This is a genomic window from Rickettsiella massiliensis 20B, assembly GCF_000257395.1.
Lineage (GTDB): Bacteria > Pseudomonadota > Gammaproteobacteria > Diplorickettsiales > Diplorickettsiaceae > Diplorickettsia > Diplorickettsia massiliensis.
Map to the genome: position 1 here is coordinate 263,157 of NZ_AJGC01000002.1, position 13,863 is coordinate 277,019.

The 13,863-nt window shown below is 38.9% G+C and carries 13 protein-coding genes and 1 pseudogene; 10 read left to right on the forward strand and 4 right to left on the reverse strand.

The window, feature by feature from the left end; genetic code table 11:
• Positions 1-50 precede the first annotated feature (50 nt).
• The 10 genes and pseudogenes from S3O_RS19735 to hemW all read left to right on the forward strand — a co-directional run bounded on the left by S3O_RS19735 (position 51) and on the right by hemW (position 7,647).
• Positions 51-761 (forward strand): GspE/PulE family protein, encoded by a 711-nt coding sequence (locus S3O_RS19735; RefSeq protein ID WP_268869461.1) that lies wholly within the window; start codon positions 51-53, stop codon positions 759-761.
• Between the two features lie 254 nt (positions 762-1,015).
• Positions 1,016-1,723: a type II secretion system F family protein gene (locus S3O_RS0107040; protein WP_268869462.1), complete on the forward strand. Its 708-nt coding sequence runs from the start codon at positions 1,016-1,018 to the stop codon at positions 1,721-1,723.
• Positions 1,724-1,734: 11 nt separating this feature from the next.
• Positions 1,735-2,010, forward strand: coding sequence for a type II secretion system F family protein (locus S3O_RS0107045; RefSeq protein WP_192805911.1), 276 nt, complete (start codon positions 1,735-1,737; stop codon positions 2,008-2,010).
• Positions 2,011-2,655 (forward strand): prepilin peptidase, encoded by a 645-nt coding sequence (locus S3O_RS14255; protein WP_010598383.1) that lies wholly within the window; start codon positions 2,011-2,013, stop codon positions 2,653-2,655. It begins immediately after the preceding gene.
• 19 nt (positions 2,656-2,674) lie between these two features.
• On the forward strand, positions 2,675-2,809 hold the full coding sequence (locus S3O_RS19740) for a hypothetical protein (protein ID WP_268869446.1): 135 nt from the start codon (positions 2,675-2,677) through the stop codon (positions 2,807-2,809).
• A 567-nt stretch (positions 2,810-3,376) separates the two neighbouring features.
• Entirely contained in the window at positions 3,377-3,715 is a 339-nt protein-coding gene (locus S3O_RS0107055; RefSeq protein ID WP_010598384.1) for a hypothetical protein, read from the forward strand.
• A gap of 663 nt (positions 3,716-4,378) precedes the next feature.
• Positions 4,379-4,633: a hypothetical protein gene (locus S3O_RS0107060; protein ID WP_010598385.1), complete on the forward strand. Its 255-nt coding sequence runs from the start codon at positions 4,379-4,381 to the stop codon at positions 4,631-4,633.
• A 221-nt stretch (positions 4,634-4,854) separates the two neighbouring features.
• The gene (locus tag S3O_RS16590) at positions 4,855-5,217 is read left to right on the forward strand and encodes a protein kinase domain-containing protein (protein ID WP_268869463.1); all 363 of its coding nucleotides are present in this window, start codon (positions 4,855-4,857) and stop codon (positions 5,215-5,217) included.
• 453 nt (positions 5,218-5,670) lie between these two features.
• Positions 5,671-6,000, forward strand: a complete 330-nt coding sequence (locus S3O_RS0107075; RefSeq protein ID WP_010598387.1) for a hypothetical protein — start codon at positions 5,671-5,673, stop codon at positions 5,998-6,000.
• A gap of 533 nt (positions 6,001-6,533) precedes the next feature.
• Positions 6,534-7,647: pseudogene (gene hemW, locus S3O_RS14260) on the forward strand (radical SAM family heme chaperone HemW).
• Here the strand turns inward: hemW and S3O_RS0107090 are convergent.
• The 4 genes from S3O_RS0107090 to S3O_RS0107105 form a co-directional block, all read right to left on the reverse strand.
• A complete protein-coding gene (locus S3O_RS0107090; RefSeq protein ID WP_010598390.1) occupies positions 7,630-8,565 on the reverse strand; it encodes an LOG family protein in 936 nt (311 codons plus the stop codon). The pseudogene hemW and the gene S3O_RS0107090 overlap by 18 nt on opposite strands.
• A gap of 167 nt (positions 8,566-8,732) precedes the next feature.
• The gene (gene pgi / locus S3O_RS0107095; protein WP_010598391.1) at positions 8,733-10,325 is read right to left on the reverse strand and encodes a glucose-6-phosphate isomerase; all 1,593 of its coding nucleotides are present in this window, start codon (positions 10,323-10,325) and stop codon (positions 8,733-8,735) included.
• Positions 10,309-11,652: a polynucleotide adenylyltransferase PcnB gene (gene pcnB, locus S3O_RS0107100; RefSeq protein WP_083827706.1), complete on the reverse strand. Its 1,344-nt coding sequence runs from the start codon at positions 11,650-11,652 to the stop codon at positions 10,309-10,311. Before pcnB ends, pgi begins: the two co-directional genes overlap by 17 nt.
• Before the next feature lie 75 nt (positions 11,653-11,727).
• On the reverse strand, positions 11,728-13,773 hold the full coding sequence (locus S3O_RS0107105) for a cation:proton antiporter (protein ID WP_328264371.1): 2,046 nt from the start codon (positions 13,771-13,773) through the stop codon (positions 11,728-11,730).
• Positions 13,774-13,863: the final 90 nt, after the last annotated feature.

Below are 13,863 nucleotides of genomic sequence, written 5' to 3' on the forward strand. Positions count from 1 at the left end.
TCAGCATTTGTTAACGTGTGACCAATTAGGAATGGATTCTACACAAAAAAATCTTTTTTTTAGAGGCTTTATCTTCGCCACATGGCATGATTTTAGTAACCGGACCCACCGGAAGTGGAAAAACAATTACTTTATACACCGCGCTGGCTTATTTAAATCATCATACACGCAATATTTCTTGTGTAGAGAATCCGGTTGAAATTTATTTAGAGGGGATCAATCAAGTGAATGTGAATCCACAGATCGGTCTTGATTTTTCGCTGGTTTTGCGCGCTTTTTTAAGACAAGATCCCGATATTTTGATGGTCGGCGAAATGCGTGATCAGGAAACCGCTGAAATAGGGATTAAAGCCGCACAAACCGGCCATTTAGTTTTGTCCACCTTGCATACGAATAATGCGGTAGAAAGCTTAATTCGTTTATCAAATATGGGTATTCCAGCTTACAATATTGTGTCGGCGGTGTATTTAGTGATTGCCCAGCGTTTAGCACGCTGCTTGTGTCTTCATTGTAAAGTGATTGACCCCTTGCCCCGAACAATTTTACTTGAGCTGGGTCTGACTGAGCAAGAGGTAAGCCTCATCTCTATTTTTAAAGCACACGGCTGTGAGAAATGTACTGGAGGATACGCTGGACGTACCGGTATCTTTGAGCTTTGTGAGCGTTCAAGAAATTACTCGCCATGCCCTCGCGCAAGGAATGAAAACATTATATTTCTCTGCTTTAGAAAAACTCAAGCAAGGAAGAATAAGTTTATCTGAGATGAAGCGCATTATTAAAAACTAACCCTATTTCAATCATCGGACCATGATAGTTAAAAAATAACGATTTATACTTGGCAAGGCTTTTCCAAAGGTGGTCAATCTTATCAAGGAAACACGTTTGAAAACGATCCTCAGAAAATACAGCATCGTTTACGTTGCCAAGGTATTTATCTTAAAAAAATTAGCAAAAAACAACAGCTTGTTTTTACCTCGCTTGGCAGAGAAAAGATATCCTCAATTTTAATACGCAACTGGCACGTTTACTCAAAGCCGGACTCCCTCTAATCGAGAGTTTACATTTACTTGAAAAGGGGCCTTTTACACTCCAGTTTAAACAGCAAATTCATCATTTGAGGGTTTATTTGGAACGAGGCTACTCCTTTACTGAAGCATTAAATAAATTGCCTAATTTTTATAGTCCCTTTCATCAACAATTGATAGCCTTAGGTGAAAAAACAGCAGTTCTTGACGTTATTTTTTTACGGATTACCCAACACCTCCAAAAAACCGCACAGTTACGTAAAAAGTTAATGGGCGCGATGCTTTATCCACTGTTAGTGATACTTGTATCAGGAATTATTTTTTTATTACTTGTGACCGGGGTTGTCCCACAGTTTCAGCAACTTTTTACCGAAGTGGGCGCGCAATTACCGATTTTAACTCGTGTGGTGCTTCACATTTCTGAATTCGTTCAAAGCTATTTTTTAACACTATGTATCGGTTTCAGTTTAGGGGGGGTAGGTTTATTTTTTCTAAATAAGCGCACACACTGGCTTACGATAAAAAGCGATTTTCTTTTTCTTCATCTTTCTGGTCTTAAAAAAATTTATCAAACCCTCCTGATTGCGCGTTTTTCTCGATTATTAGCCTTAGCACTGGCTTCGGGAGTGCCTTTAATCGATGCGTTATCCGCCAGTGCCGAATGTGTCCAAAGTCCATTGTTAAAAAAGCGATTTTGACAAGCTGTGATTTGATTAGAAATGGAGAAAATTTTTATGGCGCGTTGCAAGCACAGCGAATTATTCCTGAAGAAGTCATTCATTTAATCAGGCTGGGAGAACTATCCGGTAAACTCGCTGATATTTTTAAGAATATCGCAGAATTATACGAAGAAAATATCGATTTTTTTTTAGAAAATTTGTCTCGGCTCATTGAACCTTTGTTGATTATTTTTCTAGGGTTAATTGTCTCAAGTATTATTATTGCGATGTATTTACCTATTTTTAAGTTAGGGAATGTCATATAGATGGAAAGTATTTTGTTGACAGGGACGATTTGTTTAGTCTTAGCGATCAGTGGCTTTTTAGCGGTTGTGGTCTATCGTCTCCCGCTTATCTTGCAGTCCCTTCAGCAACCGTATTTAAGCCATCAAGAGACAAATACAATCAGTTATCTTTATCTTTTATGGCCGAATTCGCATTGTCCTTTGTGCCAACATTCGCTGCGATTTTTTGAAAAAATTCCTCTATTTTCTTATTTTTTGTTAAAAGCACGTTGTACGTATTGTCAACAAAAAATCCCTATTCGTTATTTTCTCATTGAAATGCTTACTCTGATCAGTTCCCTTGCCGTCGTGTATACGTTTGAGTGGCCCGTCCCGATGCTGGTGGCTTTGTTTTTAACTTGGGGGCTGATTGTATTAAGTGGTATTGATTATGAATATGGTTGGTTACCGGATATTATCATTTTTCCTTTACTGTGGTTAGGTCTTTCTTGTAACGCATTCAATCTATTTGTGCCGACCGCTTCTGCCGTGTTGGGTGCCTTGGTGGCTTATTTAAGTTTATGGCTGCTTGCGAAGTTGTATCGCTGGGCAACTCACAAAGAAGGAATGGGTTATGGCGATTTTAAATTATTTGCGGTATTTGGTGCCTGGTTGGGTATTGACTAGCTTAGCGCCTATTTTGTGTATGGCGGCTTTTTCTGGTTTGCTGGTGAGTAGCGTATTAATTTTACTAAATAAACTAAAATTTAAGGCAGCGATTCCATTTGGGCCTTTTTTAGCTTTAGCAGGTTGGATTTTTTTATTATTTAAACCGTTTTAATTGTTATCGATAAAAAGGATAGGATTGTTGAGTGGATCGAATGAAATCAACTTTATCGTCTTTTAACAGAGTTAAAATTCTAATTTTTATATTTTAAGCGTATCAATTGAGTCAAGAAGATAATAAACATTTGGATACGATATATAACGATAACGATGTGTATCATCTTAGGAATGAATAAACTATTTCTTTTATGGTAGCTATTTCTACCCAAGATTTTCACTTGCTCCTGTCAGGGAAGAGTCATTGAGTGCTGATTCAATAATTTATTTTACTTATATTAAAGTTATCTCTAATTAAGAGCTATATTTATATATATAAATGTATTAAAAGATAAGATTGTCTTAATAAAAAATCATTAAAATAGCCTTCCATTTGTTTTGTTATTAAACAAGATTCTATTTAATCTATTTTATAAATGATAAGGTGTTTTTTCATGCCCAAACATAATCTATCAATCTGCCAAGATGAATTGCCGGCATTCAATGACCTAAGGAAAATAAATGAGGAACTAACCGAAATACAGGAGAAACGAAAAAAACAAAGGAGGAAACCAATACGATAAAATTGGCAAAAGACTTGAGTAAGTTCTATTTTTTTTCATGCAGCCCATCACGCCCTCAAGCTTTTGACTATCATGTTTTGCTCGAAAATAATCCGTCAACAAGTCCAAATACATCCGATAACAGTGAGTTTTCTAAGACTGTAATCAAAAAAAGAGATCCATTAAGCAGTAAACGAGTAAAGCGAATAGCTAGCATTTTTGAAGCTACGTTTTCACCGGCAAAAGGTTCTCCTCATCAACCTTATAAAGGTTCTAAATATTGGAATGTTGAACAAGACGCCAACAGCGAAGAGGATAACGTGAACAAGATGAAGCAACCCGGTTATCCTGTGCATCGTTGACGAGTATAGAGAGAATCGCGTGGTTAAATCATGGCGTTCGGTGGTATATATTCCACTAAGAATCCGTCTGTGACGGAGGGGTGGTTTTGGCTGAAAGCGTGTTGCGTGAAGCGAGTTTATTTTTGGGCGTAATGATTCGCGTTTTCCGTAGACAAAGTAGCTCACTAGTTAAACAAAATTTAAGATGCGCAAATACAATTCAGCAACGACGACCTCTCACCCCTTTTTACTTTTCGTGAAAGTCTAGTTTCTGTACTATTCAAATACGAAAGAGTTTTTATAATCATGAGAATGTATAAAGAAAAAGGCGGGAGAACGTAACAATAAACATAAAGAACCCTGTCGTTTTGTATAAACATTTTCTTATTTAAATTCTTTTTTATTATTAGCAATCGTACTCTATCAGTTTTCTATTATCTTACTAGTACTGTAGTAAACGTATTTACGTAATAAGCGAAGCAAACAATCAGTTATCTTTATATTTACTGATCGAATTCATATTTTCCTAATCCAATCACCTCTATGGTGCGGGTTATTTTAGTGTTTTGTTTAATTTTAGAGCGAGTCTAAAGAACCTAAATTACTTTAATCATTCCTTAATAAACTCCTGCCAAGATAAAATATATATTAAATACATTTTTGTTTTGCCAATAGGGGTGGAGTATGTTGCGACCATTTGTAAATGTTGAGCTAAGGCCAAAATTATCAGTTAATATTAAAAAATCTTATTCTTCAAAATATAGAAGTGGTGGTGGGACGCCAGCTATTTGTGAATTGCTAAGAAATCCAAACCAATATAGCAAAGAAATTATAGGTTTTGCTCAATCTGGACAACAAGCGTCTAGTTCATTCTTGGGAGTTAAAACAAAAAGTCAGAATCAGTTTACTCTTTTTTATAAAAAAATATACTGGAGATAGTTCTTATTCTTCCTTTCAAAACGAAAAAACGATAGAACATGCTATAACATAACATCCAAATTATCATCAAATAAAGGCTTTTCTATGCTTGCCGATTTATGATGAGAAAAGAGTTTTTGGAAATGAATTGCTATTTTGTAAAAAAGAAACGGATCTAGAATCCTGCCGAAATTATTTACAACAATTTTGTCCCGAAGCAGCGAATTAATCTTTTTCATCAACTGAAAAATAGCGTCAACACCCTTAATTTTTTACATAATAATATTTTTAACGATGATAGAGGTATTCCACATTGTGGAATTATTCATGGAGATATTAAGCCAGATAATATTCTTTTAGATAAAAAAGGGAATTTTTTGCTCGCTAATTTTGGATGCGCGCATTTTTCCCATCAACTCATCAGTCAGTTAGGGATGCTTACTTACCTTTCTCCTGAATTATTAAAAGACGCTGAAAATCATCCCGGTAAAATTTTGCCTAATCCTGATAAAAATGATATTTGGTCTTTAGGCGTCACGATGAAATCTTTATTAACCGGAGAATATCCCATACAAACTTTTTCCAATAATGAAAGTACATTATAAACGGATACACTCACTGCACAGGGTTATGTTAGAAGAGAAACTTCTCTGTCGAATGTAGATTCTTTTTTAGAAGGGGCGTCATGGACATACCATTCATCTGGTTATGTGACCCAGCCACACATACAAGATAATCAATTCGCTGACCCCGCTTCTTTTTTCAGATAATTTAGTGGGTAGAGAAATTAGAGAAAAGCGAGCAATGACCTATTTAGAATCGGCAGATATCTATCAGAAAAAGCTTAACAGTAAAAGCATTATTAAAGCGTTATGAGCAAAGGAAGAGAATAATTTTTCTACTGATTTTTCTTCAGTCGAAATTTTTGAGCATCTTACTTCTATGATGCTTTTACCTGCTCCACAACGACCCAGCGCAAGTGAACTGAAAGAGATTTTAAATGAATTGACTGTTTATTTCCCAGAAAAAACTGTACAAAATATTTTTTTGTTGAAAATATGCTGGAAAATATTGCACAAGAAAAAGAAAAAAGTCAGATGGCTTCTTTGTTACAAAAACAGAATGAGGCTACTTCATCTTTTCCATCAGAATTAACGGACCCTTTTTCTTCCTCAAAATTTACGGAAAAGGAAGCGGGTCTATTAATCAGAAAAAATTATTTGGCTGATCCTACTGTTCATTTACAAGATCCAAAAAAAGAGTTATTCAATAGGGTAACTGAAAATTCAGATACTCTTTCTTTTCAAGATAGAATATTAAACAAGTTAAAAGAACCCTCTAAAACCGAAAAAAAGTTTTCTTTTCCCGAAGAGAAGACTATTCTTTAGAAAAGTGATAAAGCGGTTAATTTTACTGAACCTGGGCACTTAAATGAGAAAATTTAGCCATTAAAGATGGGAGATAATTTCTTATTAAGGAACAGGAAATCTCGGCGACCCTCCCGATTAGATGGTTTTTTTGCTTATGCGCCCCCAGAAAAAATAGACTCTGATAATCATCCGTCCCAAATAAAAAGGGGCGAACAAAATAAAGATAAACGTAAAGCGATTAGGTATCGGTTTTAATTAAACGGTTTAGCTCACTTATGTTAAGTTTGATGTAAAGTGTTGGTTTATTAAAGTTAAGATAACCGTTAGACATCACCTTCTTTGTTTGTATGGTAGAAGGTTGATGGATGCTAAATGTTGCCAAGGTCTTTTTGCTAGAGAGATATTATAAAGTAGCGATAAATAAAGCTTATTCAGTCAGCATGGGCCTTATTACGTGGTTCTGAGGGAGAAGGGAGGTTAAAAGACTAGACCTTGGCTTAAAAATTGAATAAGCTGCCCACTATTGTAATTAGGTTTCCTTTATGGGCTCAATGTTAACCTTGCCACCGCTTTCGCTTTATATTCACTTTCCTTGGTGTATTCGGAAGTGCCCCTATTGTGATTTTAATTCACACCCATTACGCAGTGAATTACCAGAAAAAGAGTATATCCACGCGTTACTTCGCGATTTAGAGGACAAGCTTCCTCAAGTTCACGATCGGCCGTTACACAGCATTTTTATGGGCGGCGGTACGCCGAGTTTATTTTCAGCAGAAAGTATCGCTTATTTACTAGCTGAACTAAAAAAAAGGCTTTTTTTTACCGAGAATATTGAAATTACCCTGGAAGCCAATCCTGGAACAACTGAATATCTCCGTTTCCAAGGGTATCGCGATGCGGGTGTGAATCGCCTTTCCATTGGTGTACAAAGCTTTGAAGAGGAACAATTAAAAAGGTTAGGGCGTATTCACGACCGTGATCAAGCCTATCAGGCAATTGAACAAGCCCAGACGGCAGGATTCCCATTGATTAATATTGATTTGATGTATGGGTTACCTAATCAGTCGGTGGAAGCGGCGTTGGCGGACTTACGTCAGTATCAGCTGACGCTAGAACCCAATACCGAATTTGCTCGTCAGCCACCGCCTTTGCCTGCAGACGATCAGATTGCCGTGCTCCATGAACAAGGGATAAAATGGTTAAATGCGGCCGGTTATGAGCACTATGAGATTTCAGCATATAGTCGTCCTCATGCGGCTTGCCGGCATAATCGTAATTATTGGGAGTTTGGTGATTATATTGGAATAGGCGCCGGGGCCCATAGTAAGCTGAGTGATGAAACCACGCAGCGTATCGTTCGTAGTTGGAATTGCAAACAACCGCACCAGTATTTAATGAAAGAAACGTGTTTTATTGCCGAAGAAAAAATACATTCCCACGGCTGAACTTGCTTTTGAGTTTATGCTCAATGCGCTACGGCTTTTCCAGCCAATTCCCTTGGCACTATTTGAGGCACGTACGGGCCTTGCTCGCCAGGTGATCGCTAAACCGTTAGAAGAAGGTAAGCGTTTAGGCCTTTTTCAAACAGAAAACACGCAGTTTATTGAATTGACCGTTCACGGTAGAAACTTTTGTAATGAAGCGATTTTACTTTTTCTTCCTTAAACGCGCTGTGCCGCGTAATGATTTTTTATCAGGAGTGGATTGACAATCTTCCTGTAAATCATAAAAGTCGGCAATGCTTTTCCAAGCTTGCTCAGCCGATTCAACGTAATGAAATAGTTTTAAATCTTCTTGGGATATCATGCCTTCTTTGACCATAAAATCAAAATTAATTAACTTCGACCAAAATTTTTTACCAAATAATAATAAAGGAATCGGTTTGATTTTTTTGTTTTGCAGTAAAGTTAATGTTTCAAAGAGTTCATCTAATGTTCCGTATCCGCCTGGAAAACAAACTAACGCCCGCGCACGAATGAGAAAATGCATTTTACGAATCGCAAAATAGTGAAACTGAAAACAAAGCTCCGGTGAAATGTGCGGATTAGGGGCCTGTTCATGCGGTAAAATAATGTTTAAACCAATACTTTTTGCTTTAACTTCCGCTGCACCACGATTCGCCGCTTCCATAATTCCTGGACCGCCCCCTGTGACCACGACAAAATGTCTTTTACTTCGTTTCTGACAGCGCTTGGAAACAATCTGTGCAAATTTTTGTGCCTGTGTGTAATATTTGGATTTTTCGAGCTGTGTTTGCGCTGTTTTTAACGCTTTTTTATGGTGGGAATTGAGTTTATTCTTTTTTAGATTTTCTTTTGCTACGTTTAGTTGCTGTTTTGCAATCTGTGGATCGAGAATGCGAGCACTACCAAACACCACAATTGTGGATTCAATTTTTAATTTTTGTTGCGAAAGTTCAGGCTTGAGCAGTTCTAACTGTAAGCGTACCGAACGCAGTGATTTATGGAGTAAAAAGTCATGATCTAAAAAAGCCAGTTCATACGCCGGCCAAGCCACTTTTTTGCTTCGATACCGTTTGACTTCAGTTTTTGCAGAAGAGAACGGTTTAGGATGTTTATCCATGCAGTTTGGCCTACAAAATAAGAAAGTTAGATCTTAGAAGTATAGAACGGTACCGTTGATTTACCAATGTGTAAACTAAATGCTATCTAGTACGCTGATCGAAGTACCGTTAAATTGAGTGTCGGTTTTGGCAAAGTTTATGGGGGTGAACAGAAAAAATGTTCGTGTTATGACGAGTACGATCGATATAAATTAATCAGCCCTTGTGTCGAAGAGTCGAAGGATTCATCATCGCTTACTTTGCCTTCCAGCTGTGGTGTGATCTGTTGAGCGAGCGCTTTCCCATAGTAAATTCCCCATTGATCAAAGGGATTGACTTGCCAAATCACGCTTTGGGTAAAAACTTTATGTTCATACAAAGTAATGAGCATGCCTAGGGTAAAGGGAGTTAATGCTTCTAAGACCAAGGTACTACTAGAATGATTGCCCACTAAACGTTTATGGGGATCCTGTGCGGCAAAACCTTCCATAAACGCTTTACTTTGGCTCAGCGCACTGGCTACAGCGTGTTTTTGCAAGTCAATCCATTCAGTCTGTTTAGGACGTAAAACCAGAATAAAATCACTTGAGAACGTGGCCGTGCCTTGATGAAAAAGTTGGTAGAAGGCATGTTGGCCATTGAGTCCGGAGTCTCCGAAAATCAAAGGACACGTTGGGTAATCAACTGCCTGACCGGTTAACGTTACAGATTTACCTGTACTTTCCATTTCCAGTTGTTGAAGATAACGGGGAAAATCACTTAAGGCCCCTTCATACGGTAAGACCACATGCGCTTCGGTGCGTAGAAAGTTTCGTTGCCAGATGCCTAACAGCGCGAGTAAAACCGGCATATTCGTTGCCCAGGGGCGGGTATAAAAATGCTGATCCATCGTATGTGCACCAGCCAGAAAATCACGAAAGTTTTGCATACCAATGCTTAGCGCCAGGGCAAGACTAATACAAGAGCAAAGTGAAAAGCGTCCACCGACCCATTCCCAAATCGGAAAAATATGTTCTTTTTTTATTCCAAATTGCTGTGCTTTTTCAGGGTGTGCTGTGACGGCGACAAAATGATGTTGCATAATTTGCTTATAATCAAGGGTCTTTTGCATCCAACTGAGTAGCGCTTGGGCATTGAGTAAGGTTTCAACGGTCGTAAAAGATTTTGATGCGATGATAAATAAAGTAGTTTCCGGCGGTAAAGTATGACAAAGTTTATTTAACGTTGCGGCATCGCTGTTGGAAATAAAATGGAATTTAAATGAAGTTTGCTGATAATCTTGTAATGCTTGGACAGCCATTTGCGGACCTAAATCAGATCCTCCTATCCCTAAATTAACAATATCGGTAATTGGTTTTCCGGTTGCGCCACGCCAACGGTGCTGTTGTAGGTTGGTTACAAACTCTTCCATTTGATCGAGCGCCGCGTGCACGGCCATTAAAACATCTTGGCCATTCACCACCCGCCCACTTCGGCGAGGATCACGTAAAACGGTGTGCAAAGCAGGCAGTTGTTGCGTGGTATTGCATTTTTCTCCAGAAAATAAACCATCAATCGCAGAACGAAGTTGAGCGTTGTCGGCTAAATTGTAAAGTAAGGATAAAGTGTCTGCTTGAAAAAGATTTTTAGAATAATCGAATGTTAAGCCCGCTTCTTCTGTCGTATAGCGTGTGAAACGAGCCGGATCATCAACAAATAAGTCAGTGATACGTTGCTTTTCAAGTAATATAGCGTGTTGTTGCAACGCCTTCCAAGCACGTTGTTTAGTCAGCTTGCTCATCAAGATTTGCCTTTTTCCGAAAATAATGTTTTTTTCTTTGTGGTTCGGCGATTGATTCAAGCCATTTTTTTTGTTGAGTTTCGTCTAACAGCAAAAACTGTGTCCACCACTCACCAATTTCTGCAGGAATTTCCTGGATTTGCGCACGTAATAAAATAAAATCATACGCCGCGCGAAAGCGAGGATGTTGCATCAGTTGCGGAATCATAAATGAGCGCCGCTGAATGAGACGATTTTGCAACTCCCAAATTTCTCGTACCCCACTACTATAGCGTCGTGGGAGCATGATTTTCTTTTGTTGTGCCGCTAAAACATGGCTAATCGCTTGTTGGTAAGCAATCACTAAGGGGGTGTGTCGTGTTAAGGACTGTCGAACTTTATTTTGGACAGCGGGCCATAAGAGCACTGCAAATAAGAAAGAAGGCGAGACTGTTTTTCCGGCTTTGACGCGCTGGTCAGTATTTTGACATGCCATTTCTAATAAATCAGCAGCCGTTTCTTGATCGAGACAGTGTGCGGTTTGAGGAAATAACTGCTCAAATAATTGATAATCGCGTAAAAGTTGATAGGTTTTTAAGGCTTGACCATGATGAAAGAGTTTAAGCACCTCTTCAAATAAACGAGCCGCGGGTACATGCTGTAATAAAGAAGCAAGACGTGGAATCGGCTCAGCTGTGGCCGGATCGATTGTAAAATTCAATTTTGCCGCAAAACGGATTGCACGTAACAAACGTACGGGATCTTCTTGATAACGTGCGACTGGATCACCGATCATCCGTACTATTTTTGCTTCGATATCAGCAAGACCGCCGCAATAGTCGACTAAAGAAAAGTCGGCAATGTTGTAATAGACTGCATTCATCGTGAAATCACGTCGCCAAACATCTTCTTCGATCGTACCATAGACATTATCACGAAGTAACATGCCATGAGCGGCGACCATGCGATGTTTAAACGACTTTTTTTCGCTATGGGCGCGGAAGGTCGTGACTTCAATAATTTCTCGACCAAACCGAATATGGGCAATACGAAAACGCCGGCCAATCAAAAGTGCATTCCGAAAAATTTTTTTTACCGTTTCTGGGCGTGCATTGGTGGCAATGTCAAAATCTTTTGGTTTTTTATGTAGTAATAAATCACGCAGACAGCCGCCGACTAGGTAAGCACTATATCCGTGCTCATGAAGACGGTACAATACTTTTAACGCATTATTATTAATATTTTTACGCGAAATACTGTGCGCAGCTCGCGGAGTCAATGCCGCGGGCGCGCATTTCCTCTTTTTAGAGAAAAGACGATTTAATAATTGCTTGATAAGGGTAGTCATTCTTTTAATATAGTTGATTAACTAATCACGAGGGCCTATGCTAGCATATTGTAAGCCCCAACAGAGGCCTAACGACTATAAAACCGAAAGTGGCTTTTTTAAAAGCAATATGAGCAAATCATTCGTTTTGAGACGAGTTTGCTCGACAGGATGGAGGGTACGTAGGCCTTTACGTTCAAGGCCGAGGACCATCCCTTCTATTTGATTGGCTCGTAGGGAATAGTCAATACGGCGTCCTACAAATGGATGAGAGGCATCTAATAAAAATGTTTTTAACATAAAATGGTCGAGAATTTTTAAGTCTTCTTGATAAAGACTGATATGCAAAGACAAAGCAAACGTGTCCATTTGTTCTTCGCTGCCTAAGATAAAAAGTTTGTCGTAGAGTTGAATTTTCTCTTGCGAACTTGGATTGAGAATCAGTTTATTTCCTCGATAAATACCAACGACGTGAATTTTGAAACGTGGGTAAAAAGCAAGTTCAGAGAGCGTTTTATTAATAATGTCATAATTGTTTTGAATATCTGCCCCTTTTAGGCATAGACCCCAGGCAATCAGTTCGTTTTTTGAGCTTTCCTGTAAGTTTGGGGGTTTTATATTGGCTAAAAATTGTTTTTCTAACCAAAGATAACAAGCGGAAAGGGGTCTATTAAAGAGGGTAAATAAGACAAAGGCAATCAACATCAGCAATAAAATGCTTGACCACGTATGAAAATAGGTGAGAGCGAGGGTAGTGATGACAGTAAACGTGAAAATCCAGCCGAGTGCAATAATCGGTTTGACGGCGCGCAGAGAGTGAGATGGGAAAATTTTGTAAGCAAAAATCATCCCCCAAATAAAAGGGGAGCATAGAATGAGTGCGGTTAAACAACTCAGTGTATTAATCCAGGGGCCAGGTGCCCACTCCACTAAGCGAGGAAAAAGCCATTTTTCACTTAGAGTAAAAATAATCGCGACCATCACACCATTAATGAGTAGCCGCGCAAGATATTGGCTGTAAACCGCTCGTTTCTTCTTAAAAGCTAAGTAGCGATGAATTAAAACCGCGTAACGATTTAATCCAGCTTTAAAACCGGCCGGTAAGAAATGATCAACGTGTTTTCCTGCTTTGGAGGAAGAGCGGATTAAATAGGGAGTTGTGAAGGTAGTAATGGCCGATACGGCGATAATCACAGGGAATAAGGTGGGTTGGGTGACGCCTAAGGTTAAACCTAACGCAGCGATAATAAAGGAAAACTCACCGATTTGCGCAATACTAAATCCGGTACGTAATGAGGTGGTGATCGTTTGTCCGATTAATAAAGCCCCCCCGGTCGTTGACACGATTTTCGAGACAATCGTCACCAGTGAAATCACTAATACGATGCCCATGTGTTCTATAATAACGTGTGGATCAATTTGCATGCCGACTGAAATAAAAAACACCGCGGCGAAGATATCGCGAATCGGACGCATATATTGTTCGATAAATTCAATTAAATCGGTTTCGGCTAAAATAGAGCCCATAATAAAAGCACCTAAAGCCGTTGAATAGCCGAATTCGGCAGCAATGCAAACCAATAATAAACACAATGCGACCGAAACAATGGTGAGGCTTTCTTGGTTAGCTACATTGACCAGCTTGCGGATCAAAGACGGAATTAAAAAGTAGCCCACTAAAAACCAGCTACCGACAACAATAAACAGTTTAATCGCTGAGTCAATCAGGCGTACCGAAAGCAGGGCATCTGTCCCCACAACAATAGAGAGTCCTAAAATAGCAAGTAGATCTTCAACAATAAGAATCCCAAAGACTAGTTCAGCAAACGGTTTATGGTTAAAGCCAAGCTCTTCCATGGCTTTAATAATAATGGTGGTTGAGGAAATAGATAATGCGGCACCTAAAAAGATGCAGTCATAGGTTGGCCAACCTAGCGCTTTCCCCAAAGCAATTCCAATCGCTAAGACGAAGATCACTTCCAATAGGCCAGTAATAATGGCAGGCATTCCGACTCGCTTTAATTTATGAAAGCTAAAATCAAGGCCTAAGGAAAACATCAGAAAAATAACACCGAGCTCGGATAAAGTACGTAAACTGGGTACATCGGAGACGAGATGATAAGGAGGGGTGCCAGACAGAATGTACCCCTAAGACAACGGGCTGTTTTATTTTTTGAAATAAAAGCGTCACTAGGCTTGCGACGCCTAATATCACAGCCAAATCCTTTATGA